Raw genomic sequence first — 20,639 nt, 5'->3', positions numbered from 1 at the left:
TCGGTTCCCTTATAGGGTCTGCCCAAGAAATGCTGATGACCCGCTCAGGCGGCTTCCCGGAGGCGTCACTTCGCCCGTCCGGCGGTATCGGCGCCGCTATCTCCCCAGGTAGTCACGCGCGACGCGCTTCGGCACGCACATTCGCCAAGCGTCCACGACCAACTCTGTCAACTCCTCCTCGTCCAATTGAGACAAGACGGCCCGAACCCAGTTGTACCGTTCGTCCGAAGGCACCGGCGGGTGGAATTTGTCGGGGTCCGAGGCAATCAGCGCCGCGCGCTCCTCCTTGGGGAACGCGAATCCCATCGTCAGCTCATCGGGTGACAGGGCGAGGTACACGATGCGCCCGATGCGGAATTTCACCCGGTCCCGGACCAGCGCCTCCTCCGTGCGGGGGAGGGCACGGGCGATCCGGCGCACGTCGTCGGCCGTGACGCCCCGGCGCGGCGCCGTCCAGCCGCGGGTGAAGGCCAGGTAGCAGTACTCGTCGAGGACCTTCGCCAGCGACCGCCCCGGCCGGCCGAGGAGGTCCAGCAGTTCCGGCTCGGGCACACCCGCCTCGGCCAGCACGTCCACCGCCCAGCCCCTGGTGAGGAGCAGGTGCGCCCGGTACGCCGCGCCGTCGCGACCGCCGTGCAGCCGGTCGGCGATCATGTTGTCCCACGGCGGGAGGCTGTGCGGGCGCAACGCGAACAGCAGCTTGGACGCCGCCGTCGGCCCCAGCGTCCGGGTGCCGCGCGGCGTCGACGCCGCCGTGCTCGCCGACAGCGCGGCGAAGCCCTCGGCCAGCCGGTCCACCTGCTCGTCGGTCAGCTCGGCGAGCCACGTCCCGTGGTCGGGCAGCACGTCCCGCCACGTCGCCCACCAGGCCGCCAGGCTCTCGTCCAGCACGCGCGGCTCGCCCGGGCGGGGCGTGCGGATGCGGCAGCCCCACGCGTTGAGCCACACGTGCGCGGCCTCCCGGTGCGCGGCGACGGCCAGGTCGAACTCCGGTGCGGTGGCGGCGGTCAGGACCGTCCACGACTTCTCCGGGGTGGTGAAGCCGCCGAACTCGGACACGGCGGCGCGCAGGGTGGTCAGATCCGGTTTCACGACGCGGCACCCTAGTTGACCCCTTGCGCGCCGGCGTGGTCGTCGGTAGAAACGTCGGCGAGCCCGGCGTTCGGCCCGCCCCAGCTGCGCGCACCCCAAACCCGTTACGGCGTACCCGCCGCGTCCTTGGAGTGCCCGACATGACCGAGCCCTGGCTGCTGGAGACCCGCGTGTTCAAGCTCAAGCCCGGCACCCGAGCCGAGTTCGACCGCATCAGCCGTGAAGGCACCATCCCGCTCATGCGCCGCATCGGCATCACCGTGCTCGCGTTCGGACCGTCCCCTTTGGACGAGGACGAGTGGCACCTGGTGCGCGCGTTCCCCGGCGTGGACGAACGCGTCCGCCTGGCCGGCTCGCTGTACGAGCAGCCCGAGTGGGCCGAGTTCGACGGCCCGGTCGGCGAGATGATGGCCGACTACAGCACGGCGCTGGTGCCCGTGCCGGAGAGCACGGTCAAGCTGCTGTCCGAGCCCGGCGCCTTTGCCTAGGATCTTGCCGGTGACCAGGAACCTGTCGCACCTCGCGGCCATCGCCAACGTCGACGACGACTACCGCCACTACGCCAAGGACGTCATCGCGCTCCCCGAGCACGACCTGGCCCTGCCCGACGCGCACCTCAAGTGGTACGAGGTGCGCGAGCCGCAGGACGTGGTGGACCCCGCCCTGCGCGAGGAGGGCAAGGCGTTCCTGCGCGCGGAGGCGTCCTCCGGCGAGCTGGACATCTCCGGCGACCTCGGCTTCGTCATCCACCACCTGTGCCGCGGCGACTTCTACTTCCTCATCGTCTGCACCTGGCGGCGCGAGAACGAGATGTGGGAGACCGTCTACATCCGGGACATGAAGCAGCACGACAGCTTCCGCCGGTTGGAGCAGGGCAAGCACCGCGAAGTGCTCTGCGTCTGGGAGATGGGCGCGGTCCTGCACGAGCAGCAGGCGTGGATCCGCTACCTCTACTCCGACCGCGACGAGCAGGCCAAGATCGCGTACCTCGACGACCGGTTCACCGGCACCGTGTGACGCCGTCCGGGGTCGCCGCACACCACGGCGACCCCGGACGTCCCGTCACGTGACGACTTCCTCCACCGGGTCCTGGCGCCGCTTGCGGTTCCACCGCAGGAACAGCAGCGCCGTCACGGTCACCACCAGCGGCCACAGCATGTACACCGACGTGGCGGCCGTCAGCCCCACCACGCCGAGGAACGCCACCAGCGCCGCGTACCACGCCGGCGACCGCGTCGGCAGGATCTTCAACGCCGCCGCCGTGCCGATCAGGTACACCGCCACGAACTGCCCGGTCGTCAGCAGGACCAGCAGCTTCGCGCCGGTGCCCGTGCCGATGGCCACCGCCAGCGACAGGAAGCACAGCGCCACCACGACCACCAGGCTGCGGCGGGGCACCTCGCCCGCGACCGCGCCGCCGGACAGCCGACGCGGGAACGCGCCGTCCCGCGCCAGCGCCGCGCTCAGCTTCGACGCGGAGGCCATGTAGGCGTTGATGGACCCGATGGTCAGCAGCACCGCCGCGACGGCCGCCACCACCTTCACGTCACCGCCCACCGTGCGCGCGATCAGCTGACCCAGCGGCGCCTCGCCCTCGGCGGCGGCCGGACCGAGCACCGAGATGATCGCGAACGCCACCGACAGGTACAGCAGGCCCACGATCGCGACCGCGATGCCCGTGGCGCGCGGCAGGTCCCGCGCCGGGTGGCGGAACTCCTGCGCCAGGTGCGTGATCGCCTCCCACCCGGCGAAGCTCCACACCAGCAGGCCCGCGGCCGGCGCGATCGCCAGCCAGCCGTGCGGCGCGAACGGCGTCAGGTTGCCCATGTCCACGTGCGGCACCGCCAGCAGCACCGAGCCGAGCACCAGGAACACCAGCAGCGCGGCCAGCACGAACTGCACCGCGCCCGACGCGCGCAGCCCGATCCAGTTCGTCACGGCCATGCTGGACAGCAGCGCCAGCGCGGTCACCACGACCGTCCACTGCCCGCCGCCGACGGCCTGCTCGACGTACGCGCCGGCGAACAGCGCCGCCGCCGTCGTGCCCGGCGGCACGGCGAAGTAGAAGCACCAGCCGACCACGGCGGACAGGCGTTCGCCGAACGCCAGCCGCGCGTAGGTCGACACACCGCCCGCGTCCGGGTGCCGCGAGCCCAGCGCCGCGAACGTCGCCGCCAACGGCGCCGACAGCACGACGAGCGCCAGCCACGCCAGCAGCGACGCCGGCCCCGCCATCTCGGCCGCCAGCGCGGGCAGCGCGATCACACCGGTGCCCAGCACCGCGCCCACGTACATGGCGGTGCCCTGGCCGACGGTCAGCCGACCGCCCTTCGTGGCCGTCATGAGGCGGCGCGGGCCGGCGCGATCGACGGTCCCAGCGCGTCGAGGTACGGCCGCTGCACGCTGAACGACGTGAACCCGTACCGCTTGTGCGAGGCCACGACCTGGGCCGTGATCTCGTCCGTCGTGCCGATCAGCATGTACGGCGAGTCGAGCACGACCTCGGCGGGCAGCTCCCAGTCCGCCGCGATGCGCGCGGCCGCGGCCTCCCGGTCGTCGGTCACCTCGACCACCTGCACGAACGCGTTGAGCGTGACGTCGCGCCCCGCCGCCGCGTCCCGGACGAACGCCACGCGCTCGTCGGTCTCGTCCGAGCCGATGACGCGGAAGTTGCCCGGAGCCATGCCCTTGATGTGCTTGATGCCGCCCACGCTGACCACGTCGGCGCGTTCGGCGGCCAGGCGCAGCATCCGGTCACCGGTGCCGCCGAGCAGGACGGGCGGGTGCTCGACGTCGGGTTCGTCGTCGAGCAGCTTCCGCAGGTCGTCCAGCAGCGAGACGACGTGCGCGACCCGGGCGTCCATCGACGTCCACGGGATGCCCGCCTGGTCGAACTCCTGCTTGATGATCCCCGCGCCGATCCCGAGCCGCAGCCGCCCACCGCTCATCCGCTGCACCGTCTGCACCTCCCGGGCCAGCAGCGACGCGTTCCAGAAGGCGCCGTTGAGCACGTAGGTGCCGATCTGGAGGGTGGGCGACACCTGTGCGGCGAGGTTCAGCACCGAGAACGGCGACGTCCGGTTCGGCCCGAGGTGGTCGACGGCCAGCACGGAGTCGAACCCGAACCCCTCGGCGGCCCGGCACGTCTCCACGAGCGCGTCGTGCGTGGCCGGCGTAGCCAGCGTGATCCCGAACGATAAGTGGTCCACAGCGTCCCCCGCAGGTTCGTTGTCGGCGAAAATACGCAAACAGTTCCCTGCGGGGCGAACGCGGGTCAACTCCCGCCGAGACCGGCCGGGTATGAGCCGATAGCGAACCCCGATGCCGTCACGCGAATGGCCGCGCCTGAACGGTGGACCCCGACCTCCGGGTCAGCCCAGCGCGGCCGACACGATCGGGGCCAACCGGTCGGCGATCTTGCGGTGGCCCTGGTCGTTCGGGTGGACGTTGTCGGTGGTGTCGGTGGCTTCCACGATCCAGCCGGTGGTGTCGACGAACCTGGTGTTCGGGTCGTTCACCGCCCGCACGGCCGCCTGCGTCTCCGGGATGTAGCGCTTGCGGAACGTCTGCATCGCCAGCACGGTCGCGGTCGGGTACTTCTCCCGCGCCCGCCGCAGCAGGGTCACGTAGGCGGCCTGGAACTGCGGCCCGGTGACGCTGTGCCCGACGTCGTTGGTGCCCAGGTTGATCACCACGACGTCCGCCCGGTACCGGGAGAAGTCCCAGTTCGACGCGGTGGCCTGCAGCCCGGTGCGCAGGAACCGGTCGCTCATGCCGATGCACCCGTCCGGCGCCGACACCAGGCACGCGCCGCCGACCGCGATCTGCGTGTGGCCCGTGCCGAGCCGTTCGCCGACCAGCCACCCGTAGGCGGTCAACGCCTGCTTGGACGACTGCTGGCCGACGGTGATCGAGTCGCCGACGAACTCCACGACCCGCGACGGCACGGCGGGCGCGAACGTCGTGGCGCCCGGGTCGAGCTCGACGCCCCGGAACACCGCGTCGCCCCGGTACGACCCGGCGATCGGCCGGTACGACACGCGCATCGTGTGGTTGCCGCTCGCCAGCGGCGTCGGCGTGAGGTCCACCGTGCCGCTGCGGTTGACGTACGACACGTCCGGGCCGCCGTCGATGCTGACGAAGAAGTCGATCGCGTTGCGCTGGCGCAGCTTGACCGTGCGGCCGGTGAAGCCGACGACGACGTACGCGCCCGCCCACTCCGACACGTGCGCGGTCGGGTCGGCGTAGTTCCAGCGCCCGAAGTACCGGAGGTTCGGGTCGGTGGGCGAGCCCACGGCGGCCGTGCCCAGGCGCACGAGCTGCCACTGCTGGTTGGTGCCGCCGTTGTCGTCGTACTGGGAGATCCGCGCGCCGTCGGCGGTCGAGCGCTCCCAGACGTCCAGCGCCTTGCCGCTGTTGCGGTTGACGAACCGGACGTGTCCGCCGTCCGAGTCGGCCGGCCGGAACTGCTGGTTGACGGCGTTCTTGTCGGTCCACTGCACGACGTTCGCGCCGTTGGCGGTGGAGGACGACGCGATGTCCACCACCTTCCCGCTCAGCCGTGATTTGAGCCGGTAGTAGCCGCCGCCGGAGTCGACGAACTGCCACTGCTGGCCGGCGGAGTCGACGCGCGTCGACTGGGTGACCGCCGCTCCGTCCGCTGTGGACGTCACCTGCACGGCCTTGCCGCTGTGCCGGGACACCAGCACGTAGGTGGCGGAGGTGTCGACGGTCGCGGCGACGGCCGCCGGCGGTGCGACGAGCACGGTGCCCGCGACGAGGGCGAGCGCGAGGGTGAGCTTCACACCACCGCACGCTCCAGCGGCCGTCGACCCGCGTCAACGGCCGCATCTTGTTTGGCGCGCTATTCGACGGTGACGCTCTTGGCCAGGTTGCGCGGGCGGTCCACGTCCCGGCCCAGCGCGTGCGCGAGGTGGTAGGCGAACAGCTGCAACGGCACCGAGAGCGTGATCGGGGCCAGCGCGTCGTGCGCCTTCGGCACCCGGATGACGTCCGTGGCCAGCCCGGGCGGCAGGTCGGCGTCGGTGACCGCGATGACCGGCCCGCCGCGCGCCTTGATCTCCTCGATGGTGGCGGTGTTCTTGGCCAGCAGCTCGTCGTCCGGCACCAGCACCACGGTCGGCATCTCGGGGTTGATCAGCGCCAGCGGCCCGTGCTTCAGCTCGGACGCCTGGTAGGCCTCGGCGTGCACGTAGGAGATCTCCTTGAGCTTCTGCGCGCCCTCCCGCGCGGCAGGCCACCCGCGCACCCGGCCGACGAAGAACATGTGCCGCGCGTCGGCGTACTTGCGCGCGACGGCCGCGATGTCGTCCTCGGCGGCGAGGATCCGCGCGATCTGGTCCGGCAGCTGCGACAGCCCGGCGACGAGCCGCCTGCCTTCCGTGATGGACAGGTCGCGCACCCGGCCGAGGTCCAGGGCCAGCATCGCCAGCGCCACGGCCATCGTGGTGAACGACTTCGTCGCCGCCACCGACACCTCGGGGCCCGCGTGCAGGAAGATGCCGTGGCCGCACTCGCGGGCGATCGTGCTGCCGACCGCGTTGACCACGCCGATGACGTGCCCGCCCTTGCGCTTGAGCTCCTGCACGGCCGCGAGCGTGTCCAGGGTTTCACCAGACTGGCTGATCGCGACGTACAGCGTGTCGGGGTCGACCACCGGGTTGCGGTAGCGGAACTCGGACGCGGGCTCGGCGTCGGCCGGGATCCGGGCCAGCTCCTCGATCAGCTGCGCGCCGAGCTGGCCCGCGTAGTACGCCGAGCCGCAGCCGAGCAGCTTGACCCGGCGGATGCGCTGGTAGTCCTGCGGCGTGAGGCCGACGCCGTCCAGCCGGGCCGAGGAGAACCGGTGGTCCAGCCGCCCGCGCAGGCAGCGGTCCACCGCGTCGGGCTGCTCGCGCATCTCCTTGTACATGAAGTCGGGGTGCTCGCCCAGCTCGTAGTCGGCGCCGGCGACGTCGATCGACGTGGGGGAGCGGGTGGTGCTGGTGGCGCGGGCGTCCATGGTGGACGTGCGGTAGCCGTCGGCGGTGACCGTGGCGATCTCGTCGTCGTCCAGGTAGATCACCTGCTGGGTGAAGCGGACCAGCGCGGTGACGTCGGAGGCGACCAGCATCTCCTGCTCGCCGACGCCGAGCACGACCGGGCTGCCGCGACGTGCGGCGACCAGCTCACCGGGCCGGTCGGCGTCCATCACGATCACCCCGTAGGTGCCTTCGACCTGCGCCAACGCCTCGCGCACGGCGTCTTCGAGGGTGGCCGCCGAGCTGCGGGCGACGAGGTGGGCGAGGACTTCGCTGTCGGTGTCGGAGGCGAGCACGACGCCCTCGGCGACCAGCTGGGCGCGCAGCCGGTCCGAGTTCTCGAACACGCCGTTGTGGACGATCGCGACCCGGGCGGCGGCGTCCACGTGCGGGTGGGCGTTGCGGTCGGACGGCTCGCCGTGCGTGGCCCACCGGGTGTGCGCGATGCCGGTCCGGCCCGCGGTGCCGTCGGGCACCGCCTTGCGCAGGTCGCCGACGCGCCCGGCGGTCTTGACGACCTTCAGCCCGCCGTCGTCCGCGACCGCGACGCCCGCCGAGTCGTAGCCCCGGTACTCCAGCCGGTGCAGGCCCTCCAGCAGCACGGGGACCGCGTCCCTCGGACCGACGTAACCGACGATTCCGCACATACCCGGTGATCTCCTCTTGCCGTCGTTGCAGTCGGTGCCTAGCCGTAGACGATCCGGCGCAGCTGGCGTTCGGACAGCGGCGGCGCGGCCACCGGCCGCACGTCCAGCTCCTCCCGCAGCAGGGCCCAGATCCCGGCGTTGCCCAAGCCGTCCCGCCGCAGCTCGGCGTGCCGGCGCAGCACGTACTCCTCCGCCGTCTCGACGAAGTAGCCCATGACGTCGGACACCACGCGCCGCGCGAGCGCGGGAGGCAGACCGGTCGTCCTGACCACGTGCCGCACGAGCTCGTCCGGCACCTCGTCTCCCACGGGCTCCAGCATGGCCACAGCCAACCACCGGACCAAATGCCGTGCCCGAAATCGGGCACGGGCGGTGAGCAGGCACGGAAGTGACCGTGCGTAACCGGACGGTCCCCGTCGTCGTGCCCGGTGCACGTGGTTCGCCCGCGCGGACGTGCCCGACGACCACGGGCATGGGTCGTCGGGCACGCGGCCCGGACGCGGTGTCCGCTGATCGGTCCCCTCAGGCGGCTGCCAGGGCTTCGGTGGGGGACAGGCGCGCCGCACGGGCCGCGGGGAACCAGCCGGCGACCGAGCCGATCAGCACGGAGGCGCCGACACCGGCCGCGACCGCGGTGGTCGGCACGGTGACCGGCCAACCGCTGTTCACCGCCCACGCGGCGGCCGTGCCGAGGCCGAGCAGGACGCCGACGACACCCCCGAGGCCGGACAGCAGCACCGCTTCGGTGAGGAACTGGGTCCTGATCTGCCGCTTGCCCGCGCCCAGCGCCCGGCGCAGGCCGATCTCGGCCCGGCGTTCCACCACCGAGACCACCATCGTGTTGGCCACGCCGATGCCGCCGACGACCAGCGCGACCACGCCGAGCCCGAGGTAGGCGGTGGCGAACGTGCTCTGCGCGGCCAGCTTGGCCGCCAACGCGTCGGACGGGCGGCTGACCTTGACCTCGTTGGGTCGCTCCGGGTTCACCGTGCCCGGCAGGAGCGCGGCGACCTGCTCGACCACGTCGTCGGCCGATCGTTCGTACACGGTGGTGGGGTGGCCGTCGAAACCGAGCAGGCTCTCGGCGACGACCCAGCCGATCAGGGCCGAGCGGTCCAGTTCGGGCGCCAGCTCCACCGGGTGCAGGACGCCGATGACGGTGAACCACCGTCCGCCCAGCCAGACCTGCGTGCCGGGCACGTCCACGGCCAGGTGCTCGGCGGCGGCCGAGCCGAGCACGACGCTCGGGTACTGGCCGGTGGCGTCGTTGAGCCAGGCGCCGGTGCGCACGCCGGCGCCCACCACGTCCGGCAGGTTCGTTCTCGCCGCCAGCACCTCGATCGAGCCGGTCGCCCGCGGGTCGGTCAGGTCGGTGCGGTGCACGGTGGTGTCGCGCACCGAGCCGGTGCCGCCGGCCCGGTGCACGCCGGGCACCCTGGCGACCATGTCCACGACCTCGCGCGGCAACCGGCTGGTCTCGCCGCTGAACGTCTGGCCGGCCGAGACGCGCAGCAGGTTGGTGCCCAGCGCGTCCAGCCGGGCGGACAGCTCCGCCTGACCGGCCGCGCCGATGCCGAGGATCGCGACCACGGCGGCCACCCCGATCGCGATGCCCAGCGCGGACAACGCCGCCCGGCCCGGACGTCCCGCCACGCCCAGCAGCCCCACCCCGACCAGCTGGGTGAACCGGACGCGGGCGGGCCGGGGGAGCGGCTCGGTGGTCGCCCGCGCGCTCACGGCCGCACCAGCGCGGTGTCGTGGCGGACTTCGCCGTCGAGCAGCTCGACCCGGCGCGGGAACCGGCCCGCGACGCCGAGGTCGTGCGTGATCACGACGATCGTGGTGCCCTCGTCGTTCAGCTCGCGCAGCAGGTCGAGCACACCGGCGCCGGACGCCGAGTCGAGCGCGCCGGTCGGCTCGTCGGCGAGCACCACCGCCGGGCGGGCGACCAGGGCGCGGGCGATCGCGACCCGCTGCTTCTCCCCACCGGACAGCTGCGCGGGCCGGTGGCCGAGGCGGTGGCCGAGCCCGACCCGTTCCAGCGCCTCGATCGCCCTGCGCAGCTGCTCGGAGCCGCTCGCGCCGTGGTAGAGCAGGCCGGTGGCCACGTTCTGGGTCGCGGTCAGGTGCGCGGTCAGCAGGAACTGCTGGAACACGAACCCGATCCGCCGGGCCCGCACGGCCGCGAGCCGCCGGTCGTCGAGCTGCGCCACGTCGTGGCCGAGCAACCGGACCACACCCTCGGTCGGGTGGTCGAGCGTGCCCATGAGCTGCAACATCGTCGACTTGCCCGAGCCGGACGGTCCCACCACGGCGACCAGCTCGCCGGGGTCCACGCGCAGCGAGACGCGCCGCAACGCGTGGACCCGGCCCGGGTAGGTCCGGCTGACGCGGTCCAGTTCGATCACCGGCGCGGTCATGAGCCCGCCACCCTGACCTCGCTGCCCTCCGGCACGCCGGTCACCTCGACCCGGCCGCCGCCGAAGAGCCCCAGCTCGACCGCGACCAGGTCGACGCCGCCCGGCCGCACGACCTCGACGCCGTACCCGCCGGGCCGCGCGAGCAGCGCGTTCACCGGCACGGTCAGCACTCCCTCGCGCCGTTCGGTGGTGAAGCGCACGGTCACCGGCGCACCGTCCAGCTCGCCCGCAGCGGCGGGGTCGACGAGCGTGACGACGACGTCGATCACGGCGGGGCCGTCGTCACGGGTCCTGGCGACCGTGCCGACGGAGGTGACGGTCGCCCTGGTGCTCTCCCGACCGGGCAGCTGCACGTCCACCTCGGCGCCCGGCCGGGCGATGGTCTGCTTGGTCACCGGCATCGCCACCGTCACGACCCGCCCGGTGCCGCTGGCCCGCAACACCGGGCCACCCGCGGCCGCGCCCAGGACCGCGGACACCTCGGTCACCCGGATGTCACCGGGCAGGACGACCACGTCGCCGACGTCCAGCGCGCCGGTCCGCTCCAGGCCCGACTCGCGCTGCCACTCCCGCAACGCCGTCGCGGTCGTCCAGTCGAACCTGTCGTCGGGCGTGCCGGTGAAGAGACCGAGGTCCTTGAGGTTCTGCTCGACCAGCGTGACGTCCGAGCCCTTGTCCACACCGGACTCCAGCCGACGCCACAACGGCTTGTCACCACGCCACAACGGCACCGGGTCGTCGTCCACGGCGTACACCTGCCCGCCGTGCCGCACGACCGCGCCCGGAGCGGGCAGCGCGGTGAACACGCCGCCACCCGCCGAGGTCACGTCGTGCGTGCCCGCGTACCCGAGCGTGCCGCCGACCTGTTCCTGCTGCACCAGGTCGCCTCGCCGCACGGGCGCCGTCCCACCGGGTGGCTCGGGCACGACCTCCGCGTTCCGTTCCGACCCGCTCATCGCGACCGCCGTCACCCCACCCGCGCCGGCGACCAGCACGGCCGCCGCGATCACCACCGGCAGCCTTTTCACTTGCCGCCTTCCGCGGGCGCGGCGGGCACGGCCCCACCCTTGCCGCACGCCGTCATGGCGTCCTCGAGGGTCTTGTCGTCCACGCTGCTCTCGTCGATCGACGTGCGGCCCTGGGCGTCCGGGTCGGACACGTCCACGCCGTGCTCGCGCATGCACTGGGCGAACTCCAGCCGCTCCTCCTTGAGCTTCGGGTCGTCCGGGTCGAACCGGGACGACGACCGGAACTCCTCGCACGCCTCCGTGGCGGCGGTGAACACGGTCGGGTCGTCGTCCTTGCCCAGCGCCATCGTCCCCATGCGGATCGACCCGTCCTCGCCGAACGTCGGGTCGGGCATGTCCACACCGTTGTCGCGCATGCACTGCGCGTACTTCAACGCCTTGGCCTTCTCGTCATCGGGCGCGGTGGCGCCACCGTCGCCTCCACTGCCGCAACCCGCCAGCAGCGCGGCCACCAGCACCACGAGTGCTCCCCATCGCTTGCCCACGTCATTCCTCCTCAGCGGTCGGTCAGTCGGGGCAAGGTCTATCGACCACGGCGTTTCCGGAACGTTTCCGCCGCCGTGGTTATGCGGAGGAAACCTCCGGCCGGGCATGCTCTCGTCCTACGAGGCGAGGAGACGGGTGTGCGGGTGCTGGTGGCGGAAGACGAGCGGGTCCTCGCGGACCTGGTGGCCGACGGGTTGAGAGCCGAGGGCATGGCGGTCGACGTGGCCTACGACGGGTCGTCGGCGCACGAGCGGTTGGCCGTGCACGACTACGACGTGGTGGTGCTCGACCGCGACCTGCCGGGCGTCCACGGCGACGACATCTGCCGTGAGCTGGTCGACTCGAGGGCTCGCACGAAGGTGCTGATGCTCACGGCGGCGGGCAGCCTGGACGATCGGGTCGAGGGTTTGGAGCTGGGGGCCGACGACTACCTGGGCAAGCCGTTCGAGTACCCCGAGTTGGTGGCCCGGCTGCGTGCGCTGGCCCGGCGCACCGAGCCGGCGCTGCCGCCGGTCCTGGCCGCGCGAGGGCTGGAGCTGGACTCGGCGCGCCGCCTGGTGACCCGTGACGGCCACCCGGTCGAGTTGCGGCCCAAGGAGTTCGCGGTGCTGGAAGTGCTGCTGCGGGCACGCGGTGCGGCGATCAGCTCCGAACAGCTGTTGGAGCGGGCGTGGGACGAGTTCGCCGACCCGATGACCAACGCGGTGAAGGTGACCATGTCCAAGCTGCGCGCCAAGCTCGGCGAGCCGCCGGTGATCGAGACCGTGCCCGGCGCGGGCTACCGGATCACGCCATGAGGTTCCGGCCCACCGTCCGGGTGAAGCTGACGGCCGTGCTCGCGGCGGTGCTGCTGGTGTCCGGCGCGGTCCTGCTGACCGCGGTCTACCTGCTCATGGCGGGCACGGTCGGGGACAAGATCAGGGCGGAGCTGTCCACGCCCGCAACACCCGCGATGCCGGCCACGGAAGGCGACATGCCGCCCGCGGCGGGCACGGTCGACGCCGCCGTGGTCAGCACCGACACCGCGTTGCGCGCGCTGCTGCTGTACTCGGGACTCGGCTTGCTCGCGATCACCCTGCTGTCCGTCCTGGTCGCTTGGTGGCTGGCCGGGCGGGTGCTCAGACCGTTGCACCGCATCACGGCCACCGCGCGGCGGCTGTCCTCGGAGAACCTGCACGAGCGCATCGCCCTGGCCGGACCGCGCGACGAGCTGACCGAGCTGGCCGAGACGTTCGACCTGATGCTCGACCGGCTGGAGCGCTCGTTCGACAGCCAACGCCGGTTCGTCGCCCACGCCTCCCACGAGCTGCGCACCCCGCTGGCGATCCAGCGCGCCGCCATCCAGATCGGGCTGCGCGACCCCGACGCGCAACGCCTCGCGCGGGTCCGCGAGCAGATGCTGGACGCCAATCGCCGCACCGAGCAGCTCATCGAAGGCCTGCTCGTGCTGGCCCGCAGCGATCGTGGCCTGGCCGACCGCGTGCCCGTGCCGCTGCACGACGTGGTGACCGAGGTGGTCGAGCAGCACGACCACCCGGCGACCGCGCGTTCGATCACCGTGGACGTCGCCGTGACACCGGTCGTCGTCCAGGGCGATCGCGTGCTGCTCACCCAACTGGTCGCCAACCTGGTCGGCAACGCCGTGCGGCACAACGTCGACGGCGGTCGGCTGCACGTGCGGCTCGACGCGACGGGCCTGCGCGTGACCAACACCGGCCCCGTCATCGACCCCGCCGAGCTGCCGGTGCTGCTCGAACCGTTCCGCCGCGGACCGCGTCACACCGGGTCCACCGACGGCGGTGTCGGGCTGGGTCTGGCGATCGTCACGTCGATCACCCGCGCCCACGACGGTGAGGTGACCACGAGCGCACTCCCGAACGGTGGCCTGGAGGTGCACGTGCTGCTGCCGCCATCGCGCACGTGGTCGACCGGGACCGGGTGTCGAGGCGAGCGCTCGGCGCCGTCCACCGGGCATCCGGTGTCCGTCGCCCGCCCCGAGCAGGTCCGGCTTCCGACGCACCCGCCTCGGTGACACGGCCGACTCGCGGCGACGGAGGTGACCGTCCGTGACAGGGGTCCGGGCACGGCATCAACCGGACACGACCCGCACCGGAGCCCCTGCGGTGCGCCAGCCTGGGCTTCGGCGGATCCGTCATCACCGACGATCCAGGTGTGCAGTTCCGAGAGGACGACGATGTACGCAAGGAAGGTGGCCGGTGTGTCGGCCCTCGTGCTGGCGGCGCTGTCCGGCGTCGCGGTCGCGGTCGCCGCGCCCGGCGGCGGCACGGCGGCCGAACCCCCGACCGCGGCGGCGTGCGAGTACCCGGCCGACGTGGTGGACCTGTCGCTGTGGAAGATCCAACTGCCCACCGGGTCGCAGGGCTCGGTGGACGAGGTCAAGCAACCGGAGCTGGGCAGGTTCCGCGTCGACCCGTGGTTCGTCGCCGACGGGTGCGACGGCATCCGGTTCCGCGCGGCGGTCGACGGCGTCACCACCAGCGGTTCGAAGTACCCCCGGTCGGAGTTGCGGGAGGTGAACCGCGACGGCTCCAAGGCGGCCTGGTCCACCACCTCCAGCGTGCACACGATGGTCATCGACCAGACCATCACCAACCTGCCTGCCGGCAAGTCGCACCTGGTGGCGGGCCAGATCCACGGCGGCGACGACGACGTCACGGTCTTCCGGCTGGAGGGCACGAACCTCTACGTGACCGACGGCGACAACCCCCACCACAAGCTGGTGACCGACAACTACCGGCTGGGGACGCGGTTCGAGGCCAAGTTCGTCGCCCGGGACGGTGTCATCGAGGCCTACTACAACGGCGTGCTGCAGACGAAGCTCACCAAGTCCGTCTCCACCGCCTACTTCAAGGCCGGCGCCTACACGCAGGCCAACTGCACGAACTCCTCGCCGTGCGGCAGCAACAACTACGGCCAGGTCGTCATCCACGACGTGCGCGTGACCCACGGCTCCACCGTGCCGTCCACGACCACCGCGCCGTCCACCACGACCGCGCCGCCGACCACCACTGCGCCGCCCACGACCACCACCACCACTCTGCCGCCCACCACCACGACGACCCTGCCGCCCACCACGACCACCCCGCCGCCGTCCACCGGCGGCAAGGTGGAGGTGTGCGACACGTGGGCCAGTGACGACGACGGCAACCTGCCGTCCAACACCATCGACGGCGACCTGACCACGCGGTGGTCGGACGAGGGCGACGGCGTCTGGCTGCGGCTCGACCTGTGCCGGGCGGTCGACGTCGGGTCGACGGCCATCGCCTGGTCGCAGGGCGACACCAGGAAGGCCGCGTTCGAACTCCAGACGTCCGCCGACGGCGAGGAGTGGACCACCGCCCTGCCCCGACGTGACAGCAGCGGCACCACGGCCGGGTTCGAGACCTACGACTTCGCGGACGCGAAAGCCCGCTACCTCCGCGTCGTCGGCTACGGCAACACCTCGAACGACTGGACTTCCGTCCTGGAGATCGTGGTCTACGCGCCCTGACCGACGTGAGCGTGCGGGGTGCGCCACCGATGCCGAGTCGCTGGACTGCTCGGCGTCGGTGGCGCACTTGTCGATGTCGGGCGCCTGGTGCCCTCTCAGCCCGGCTGGGCGACCGTGATCACGACCTTGGCCCGGGCGTGCTCCACTTCGACGTACCGGACGGCCGCCGGCGCCTCGGCCAACGGGTAGGTCCGGTCGATGACCGGCGTCACCGCGCCCGACTCGGCCAGCCCCGCCAGCACGTCCAGCTTCTCCCAGCCGGTCTTCGTGCTCAGCGCCAGGAACCGCTGGCGGACGAAGCGGGACGTCAGCGCGGCCTTGACGCTCAGGCCCATCGGCCCGACGAGGCTGCCGCCGTCCCACACGCCGCCACCGCTGAGCACCAGCACCCCGTCGGGCGTCAGGGCCCGCCGGAGGTCGGCCAGCGAGCGGTTCGCCACGAGGTCGAAGACGACGTCGTAGCGCGGCCCGTGTGCGGCGAAGTCCTCCTTCGCGTAGTCCACGACGTGGTCCGCGCCGATCGACCGGAGCAGGTCCGCGTTCCGCGCGCTGCACACCGCCGTCACCTCGGCGCCGAACGACTTGGCGATCTGCACGGCGAACGTGCCGACACCGCCCGAGGCGCCGTTGACCAGCATCCGCTGTCCCGGGCGTGCCTCCGCCAGGTCCCGCACGCCCATGAGGGCGGTGGTGCCCGCCAACGGCATCGCCGCCGCCTGCTCGAACGTCAGGACCGCCGGTTTGCGCGCCACCAGGGCCTCCGGGGCGCACGCGTACTCGGCGAACGCCCCGTCGGCGAAGCCGAGGTCGCCGAACACCTCGTCACCGGGCTGGAACCGCGCCACGCGCCGGCCGACCGCCTCCACCCGACCGGCGAAGTCACGGCCGCGGACCCGCCGCTTCGGACCGGACCAGCCGAAGGCGGCCGGCATCACCAGGCGCGCCAGCCGCGGGTCGCCGCGCATGATGTGCCAGTCGGCCGCGTTGACCGCCGCCGCGTGCACCCGCACCAGCACCTCGTCGTCGGCCGGTGCCGGCTGGTCCACCTCGTCCAGCCGTAATTGGTCGGACGAGCCGTAGCGGTCCTGGACGATCGCCTTCATCGGGGCCTCCGTGACGTGCTGGGGTGGGCGGCCGGCCTCCCGGAAGCGTCGGCACTGGCGGCGACGGTAGAGGAGCGGACGCCGTGCCGACATCAGGGACGATCCCTAAGGGGCACAGGGAATTCCGCCGCACCGGAGGCAGGCCGCGCGCTCAGCCGGCGTGGGCGGTGATCCAGCGGGTCAGGGCGTCGAGGTAGCCGGGGCGAGGCGGGCGCCGCCGTCGACGAGGACGCGGTGGTCGGCGCCGGGAACAACTCGACGGCCAACGACGCCCGCGGTCGGGGTGCGCGGCGGCGGCGGTGAACAGCGCGACGCTGTCGGCGACCGGGACGAGTTCGTCCGCGCCACCGAAGATCGCCAGTTGCGGGCAGCGCAGGCGCAGCGCGTGCGGGATCGGGTCGTGGTCGAACTTGCGCTTCATGGACCCCCAGAGGCGTTCGTCCACCTCGGCCCAGTTCTCGACGAACTCGGGCGGCGACGGCGCGGCCTCGAACCACCGGTTCGCCTCCGCGAGGTCGGCGTCGCGCCGACCGGCCTCGACCACGCGGTCGTACGCGGCCAAGGCGGCCTCGACACCCTCGTCGGAGACGGCCCTCGACCCGGCCCAGCCAGGTGGCAACCGCGTAGCGGTCCTGGACGGCGTACGTCATGCGGCGTGCCGTTGGCGACCACCCACGGCACGTCGTCGCGCAGTGCGGCCACGCGCAGGACCACGCCGCCGCCCTCGTTGTGACCGAACAGCCGGTGGCCTCGGCCCGCACACCGGGCTGACCGCGCAGGAAGTCCAGCGCTGCGGCGGCGTCGGCGGCCAGGATGTCCGGCGTCGAGTCGCGCCAGTCACCGGACGAGCCGCCGACACCGCGTTCGTCGTAAGACAGCACGGCGATCCCGGCGTCCACCAAGTGCGCGCGGATCGCCGGGAAGTGGATGCCGTTGTCACGGTCGGACGGTCCCGCACCGCAGACCATGACCACGTCGGGAGCGGGCGCGTCGAGGCCGGGCAGGGTCGGCGATCCGGCCGACACCGCCCCCGCACCGGCGAACGTGATGTCGCGAGAATTCCTCACGGGACCCGGCGTCACCCGGCCGTGATCGTGGCGGGCGCGGGCGCGACGGCGGTTTTATCGTCGGGCCGGGAGGTCCACGTGGTCGAACGGGTCGAGGTCGGGAGCGGCGCGCGGCGCGCCGTGGTCGCGGTGATCATGCTCGGGATGCTCCTCGCCGCCCTCGACCAGACGATCGTGGCGACCGCCCTGCCGACCATCGTCAGCGACCTCGGCGGTGGCGGGCACCTGTCCTGGGTGGTCACGTCCTACCTGCTCGCCGAGACCATCATGACCGCGCTGATCGGCAAGTTCGGCGACCTGTTCGGCCGCAAGCGGGCGTTCCTGACCAGCGTCGCGCTGTTCCTGGTCGGCTCGTTCCTGTGCGGCTGGGCCGATTCGATGACGTGGCTCATCCTGGCCCGCGCGGTGCAGGGGCTCGGCGCGGGCGGGCTGATGGTGACCTCGGCCGCCGTCATCGCCGACGTCGTGCCGCTGTCCGAGCGCGGCAAGTACCAGGGGTTCATCGGCGCGGTGTTCGGCGTGGCCACGGTGGTCGGCCCGCTGCTCGGCGGCCTGTTCGTGGACCACCTGAGCTGGCGCTGGGCGTTCTACGTCAACCTGCCGCTCGGCGTGGTGGTGCTGGCCGTCGGCGCGTTCGCGCTGCCCGGTGTCCGCGCGACCGGCCGGCCGAAGATCGACTACCTGGGCATCCTGCTCATCGGCCTGGCCGCGACCGGCCTCACCCTCGTCACCAGCTGGGGCGGCGTCGAGTACCCGTGGGCGTCGCCGACCATCGTCCTGATGGCGGTCGGGTCGGTGATCGCGCTCGGCCTGTTCGTGATTGTGGAGAACCGCGCCGCCGAGCCGATGCTGCCCATGCGCCTGTTCCGCGACCGCGTGTTCACCGTGTGCGTGGTGCTCAGCTTCGTGGTCGGGTTCGCCATGCTCGGCGGCGTCACGTTCCTGCCGACCTACCTGCAGTACGTGCACGGCGCGTCGGCCACCCAGTCGGGCCTGGAGATGCTGCCGCTCGTCGTCGGCCTGCTCATCGCCTCCATCACGACCGGCAACGTGATCGGCAAGACCGGCCGCTACCGGGTGTTCCCGCTCGTCGGCAGCCTGCTCATGGTCGGCGGGCTGCTCCTGCTGTCCCGGCTGCACCCGGAGACGTCGTTCTGGCAGGCGTCGACGTACATGCTCGTGCTCGGCCTCGGCGTCGGGATGTGCATGCCGGTGGCGATGGTGGTCGTGCAGAGCACCAGCAGCTACGAGGACTTGGGCGTGGCCACGTCCGGCGTGAGCTTCCTCCGCACGCTGGGCAGTTCGTTCGGCGTCGCGGTCTTCGGCACGGTGTACGCGAGCACCCTGCCGGGCAACCTCGCCGCCGCCGTCCCGCCGGGCGTCGACCCGGCCGCCGCGGCGAACGTGCAGGCCCTGCACGCCCTGCCGGACCAGCTGAAGGCACCGATCATCGCCGCGTACGCGGACACCCTGCACCTGGTGTTCCTGTCCGCCGCGCCGGTCGCCGCCGTCGCGTTCGTGGTCGCCTTGTTCCTCAAGGAAGTCCCACTGCGCGACACCGCCCGTGCCGCCGCCACCGAGGTGGGCGACAACTTCGCCGCGCCGCACACGTCGGCCTCGGAGGACGAGCTGGAGAAGCTGGTCGCCCTCATCGTCAGCCGCGAACGCCGCGACCCCACACCGGACGTGCTGCGGGACTCGGGCGTCCCCCTCACCCACGCCCAGGCGTGGCTGGTGGTCAAGGTGTTCCGGCAGAGCGTCGACCACGGCGACGCCACCCTCGAACGCCTGGCCGAGTCCACGAACGTGCCCGCCGGCGTCTTCGAACCGGTGGCCCGCCAACTCCAGACCAGGGGCTACGTCACGGAATCCGACGCCCACTACCGCTTCACGCCGCAGGGCACCGAGGTGTTCGCCGACCTGGTCGCCGCCTGGCGCCGCTGGCTGCTCGTCAAGCTCACCGACTGGCACTGCGACGACCCCGCGTTCACCGCCGCCGTCGACCGCGTCGCCACCGAACTGACCACCAGCGGCCGCGCCCTCACCACGGCCCGACACGCCGCCGTCGTGTAGCCGCATTTTGCGGACAACCGCCCATCCGCCTGTGTAACAGTGACGGCCGGGAGTCATGGTTCTCTCAGGTCGGCCCTGGTCCCGATGAGGCGTGCCGACGGTGGAGGGGGATGGACGCATGGTCGCGGACGAAGGGGTGAACACCGCCCAACTGCGGTTACAAGGCGAGATCGTGGCCTTGCTGGAGCGCTGCGAGAGCCTGCGCGCCGAGCGGGGGCGCACCATGCTGGTGAGCCTGCTGTCCGACGTCCTCGGCGAGCAGGTGTCGCTGGACGGTTCCGAGGTCCACCTCCAGTTCGTCGGCCTCGTCCGGTGGTGCTGCCGGCACGCGGTCGGGTTGCGCGGCCTGGTCGACTGCCTCAGGCTGCTGGACCCCCACGCGCCCGAGATCGCCAGACTGGTCGACCTGGGGGACGAGTGGGCCGCGTTCCGGGCGTTGCCGACGGGGGACTGGGACCGGTTGGCGAAGGCGCTGCGGTCGGTGCGGTTGTCCGACGACCCGTTCGAGGAGCGGCGTGAGCTGCGCCGCCTGGCCGAGGTGTCCACCGACGGGCACTGCGACGACCTGCCCGCACGGTGCAACTCGGTGTGGTCGCTGTTCCTGCACCTCGCCGACCACAACGCCGGTTCGGGCGCCCTGCTGCCCGCGATGGTGCTGGTGGACTGCCTCGCCGGACGTCTCGGGGACAGCGCCCTGGCGGCCGAGCTGCGCCGCTACAACTGGCGGCTGGCGGAGAAGTTCGAGGTGACCGATCTGGTCGAGCAGGCACGGTGGCGCAACGAAACCAAGGCCGCCGACGATGACCCCGATGTGGTGCACCTCGTCTTCGAAGTCGACCCGGACCCGGTCGACCAGGCCAAGGTGGTGCTCTCGCACTGGTTGAACTGGAAGGGCTCCGGCTGGCACGGCCGTCGCCGCGGCGACGCCGCGATCCGGCGGGACGACCTGGAGGCGGAGGTCGACCGGGTGATCGCGGAACTGGAGGCCGAGTTGGGTGTCACCCCGGCTGCCGAGCGGGTGAGTGCGATCGTGGTCGAGTTCGCGTTGCCCTGGGAGATGATCAACACGGCGGTGGAGTTCTGGCCGAAGGCCTCTCCCTCGGACGTGAGCGTGCCGTTGGCGGTCGACCACCCCGTGCTGGTGCGGAGCTTGGAGCGGACGCGGGCGCAG

The 20,639-nt window shown here is 72.3% G+C and carries 19 protein-coding genes; 7 read left to right on the top strand and 12 right to left on the bottom strand.

All coding sequences use genetic code 11. From position 1 onward, the window contains the following. Window positions 1–96 precede the first annotated feature (96 nt). On the bottom strand, window positions 97–474 hold the full coding sequence (locus tag ADK67_RS53215; protein ID WP_197289946.1) for an MmcQ/YjbR family DNA-binding protein: 378 nt from the start codon (window positions 472–474) through the stop codon (window positions 97–99). Window positions 475–1,232: 758 nt separating this feature from the next. Between ADK67_RS53215 and ADK67_RS47115 the strand changes: the two genes are divergently transcribed. Both ADK67_RS47115 and ADK67_RS47110 read left to right on the top strand, forming a co-directional pair. Then, window positions 1,233–1,580 carry an NIPSNAP family protein gene (locus ADK67_RS47115; RefSeq protein ID WP_053723159.1) on the top strand — a complete coding sequence of 116 codons (348 nt, stop codon included), beginning with the start codon at window positions 1,233–1,235 and terminating at the stop codon, window positions 1,578–1,580. Window positions 1,581–1,590: 10 nt separating this feature from the next. After that, window positions 1,591–2,109, top strand: coding sequence for a hypothetical protein (locus ADK67_RS47110; RefSeq protein WP_053723158.1), 519 nt, complete (start codon window positions 1,591–1,593; stop codon window positions 2,107–2,109). Between the two features lie 45 nt (window positions 2,110–2,154). Here the strand turns inward: ADK67_RS47110 and ADK67_RS47105 are convergent, their stop codons facing one another. From ADK67_RS47105 to ADK67_RS47065, 9 genes are all read right to left on the bottom strand, one after another. Beyond that, window positions 2,155–3,435, bottom strand: a complete 1,281-nt coding sequence (locus tag ADK67_RS47105; RefSeq protein WP_053723157.1) for an APC family permease — start codon at window positions 3,433–3,435, stop codon at window positions 2,155–2,157. Next, a complete protein-coding gene (locus tag ADK67_RS47100) occupies window positions 3,432–4,301 on the bottom strand; it encodes a TIGR03621 family F420-dependent LLM class oxidoreductase (RefSeq protein ID WP_053723156.1) in 870 nt (289 codons plus the stop codon). Before ADK67_RS47100 ends, ADK67_RS47105 begins: the two co-directional genes overlap by 4 nt. 162 nt (window positions 4,302–4,463) lie before the next feature. After that, window positions 4,464–5,897, bottom strand: a complete 1,434-nt coding sequence (locus ADK67_RS50290) for an RICIN domain-containing protein (RefSeq protein ID WP_082404887.1) — start codon at window positions 5,895–5,897, stop codon at window positions 4,464–4,466. A 59-nt stretch (window positions 5,898–5,956) separates the two neighbouring features. Continuing rightward, window positions 5,957–7,780 (bottom strand): glutamine--fructose-6-phosphate transaminase (isomerizing), encoded by a 1,824-nt coding sequence (glmS, locus tag ADK67_RS47090; protein WP_053723155.1) that lies wholly within the window; start codon window positions 7,778–7,780, stop codon window positions 5,957–5,959. Window positions 7,781–7,818: 38 nt separating this feature from the next. Continuing rightward, window positions 7,819–8,100 (bottom strand): hypothetical protein, encoded by a 282-nt coding sequence (locus ADK67_RS47085; RefSeq protein WP_053723165.1) that lies wholly within the window; start codon window positions 8,098–8,100, stop codon window positions 7,819–7,821. A gap of 202 nt (window positions 8,101–8,302) precedes the next feature. Continuing rightward, a complete protein-coding gene (locus tag ADK67_RS47080) occupies window positions 8,303–9,517 on the bottom strand; it encodes an ABC transporter permease (protein ID WP_053723154.1) in 1,215 nt (404 codons plus the stop codon). Further along, the gene (locus ADK67_RS47075) at window positions 9,514–10,200 is read right to left on the bottom strand and encodes an ABC transporter ATP-binding protein (RefSeq protein WP_053723153.1); all 687 of its coding nucleotides are present in this window, start codon (window positions 10,198–10,200) and stop codon (window positions 9,514–9,516) included. Before ADK67_RS47075 ends, ADK67_RS47080 begins: the two co-directional genes overlap by 4 nt. Then, entirely contained in the window at window positions 10,197–11,228 is a 1,032-nt protein-coding gene (locus ADK67_RS47070) for a peptidoglycan-binding protein (RefSeq protein ID WP_053723152.1), read from the bottom strand. Before ADK67_RS47070 ends, ADK67_RS47075 begins: the two co-directional genes overlap by 4 nt. Beyond that, window positions 11,225–11,713, bottom strand: a complete 489-nt coding sequence (locus ADK67_RS47065; RefSeq protein ID WP_157621642.1) for a hypothetical protein — start codon at window positions 11,711–11,713, stop codon at window positions 11,225–11,227. Before ADK67_RS47065 ends, ADK67_RS47070 begins: the two co-directional genes overlap by 4 nt. 138 nt (window positions 11,714–11,851) lie before the next feature. Between ADK67_RS47065 and ADK67_RS47060 the strand changes: the two genes are divergently transcribed. The 3 genes from ADK67_RS47060 to ADK67_RS48460 all read left to right on the top strand — a co-directional run bounded on the left by ADK67_RS47060 (window position 11,852) and on the right by ADK67_RS48460 (window position 15,225). After that, window positions 11,852–12,511, top strand: a complete 660-nt coding sequence (locus ADK67_RS47060; RefSeq protein ID WP_053723150.1) for a response regulator transcription factor — start codon at window positions 11,852–11,854, stop codon at window positions 12,509–12,511. Then, on the top strand, window positions 12,508–13,746 hold the full coding sequence (locus tag ADK67_RS47055) for a sensor histidine kinase (RefSeq protein ID WP_063797954.1): 1,239 nt from the start codon (window positions 12,508–12,510) through the stop codon (window positions 13,744–13,746). Before ADK67_RS47060 ends, ADK67_RS47055 begins: the two co-directional genes overlap by 4 nt. Before the next feature lie 162 nt (window positions 13,747–13,908). After that, window positions 13,909–15,225, top strand: coding sequence for a polysaccharide lyase family 7 protein (locus ADK67_RS48460; protein ID WP_082404886.1), 1,317 nt, complete (start codon window positions 13,909–13,911; stop codon window positions 15,223–15,225). 95 nt (window positions 15,226–15,320) lie between these two features. Here ADK67_RS48460 and ADK67_RS47045 read toward each other — a convergent pair whose 3' ends face one another. Both ADK67_RS47045 and ADK67_RS51980 read right to left on the bottom strand, forming a co-directional pair. Further along, complete coding sequence (locus ADK67_RS47045) at window positions 15,321–16,328, bottom strand: NAD(P)-dependent alcohol dehydrogenase (RefSeq protein WP_053723149.1); 1,008 nt, start codon at window positions 16,326–16,328, stop codon at window positions 15,321–15,323. 151 nt (window positions 16,329–16,479) lie between these two features. After that, window positions 16,480–16,947, bottom strand: coding sequence for an alpha/beta hydrolase family protein (locus ADK67_RS51980; protein WP_157621641.1), 468 nt, complete (start codon window positions 16,945–16,947; stop codon window positions 16,480–16,482). Between the two features lie 583 nt (window positions 16,948–17,530). On the opposite strand from ADK67_RS51980, the gene ADK67_RS47035 reads away from it, so the two are divergent. After that, on the top strand, window positions 17,531–19,468 hold the full coding sequence (locus ADK67_RS47035) for an MDR family MFS transporter (protein WP_082404889.1): 1,938 nt from the start codon (window positions 17,531–17,533) through the stop codon (window positions 19,466–19,468). A 118-nt stretch (window positions 19,469–19,586) separates the two neighbouring features. Further along, window positions 19,587–20,639 (top strand): effector-associated domain 2-containing protein (locus ADK67_RS47030; protein ID WP_157621640.1); only part of this gene is annotated, 1,053 nt, incomplete at its 3' end.

It is taken from the genome of Saccharothrix sp. NRRL B-16348 (assembly GCF_001280085.1).
Classification (GTDB): domain Bacteria; phylum Actinomycetota; class Actinomycetes; order Mycobacteriales; family Pseudonocardiaceae; genus Actinosynnema.
The sequence above is the reverse complement of the archived record's forward strand: the minus strand, read 5'-3'. Positions and strand labels throughout refer to the sequence as shown.